The organism is Pseudomonas sp. P5_B2 (genome assembly GCF_056400445.1).
Genome location: NZ_JBFULH010001404.1, coordinates 1 through 626 on the forward strand (window position 1 = coordinate 1; position 626 = coordinate 626).

At 55.6% G+C, this 626-nt stretch carries 2 protein-coding genes; both read right to left on the minus strand.

The window, feature by feature from the left end:
• Positions 1–289, minus strand: a 289-nt coding sequence (locus AC1DRJ_RS31475; protein ID WP_477805539.1) for a hypothetical protein, incomplete at its 3' end; no start/stop codon positions are given.
• Positions 286–626: Tc toxin subunit A-related protein (locus AC1DRJ_RS31480; RefSeq protein WP_477805540.1), on the minus strand; the 341-nt coding region annotated here is incomplete at its 5' end. The genes AC1DRJ_RS31480 and AC1DRJ_RS31475, both read right to left, overlap by 4 nt.

Sequence of the window (626 nt, forward strand, 5' to 3'; positions counted from 1 at the left end):
GACCTGGGCTGATCCGCAATGTACCCACGGCACGGGAAACCGCCTCGTAGAAAAACATCAACTTGTAATCTGCTCTGCCCGGAGCAGGACGCGGCAGCGTTGCCAGAGTGATCGTCTGCTCACCCGTCCCTCCATTGGTGGCGTTCATAAAGCCGACATTTTTGTTCTGCCACAGCGCTCTCTGCGAGGTGACCTTTTGCCTGTCATTGATGGCCCAGCCTCTCAGATCCTCATCAAACTCACCATTGACGATAAAGTTATAGTTGGCGTGAATGCTTTCTTCATTCATGACTGTGTCTTCCTTGCGCGCGGGGTACGCGTGGCCTTGTCGGGTGAACTCGTTTCGAGAGCGGGAGTGAGCAAATTTTCAACCTGTTGGGCGAAAAGGGTCCCGCCGTCCCGGGCTTCATAAACCAACGTCAGAATGGCGTCAGTCATTGACTCCAGAAACCGCCCTTGGGAAGGCTGTTCATGCCTGGGAAAGGTCAGCACATATTCGGCATGGGCGCCGGTGCCTTCGAAGGGCAGGTAGCGATCATCGTCCACCCGGTTGGCCATGCCGTTATCGTCCAGCCCCAGCGATAAGCCAATCTGTTGATAAGGGCGCAGGTTTTGCACCAGCGAAC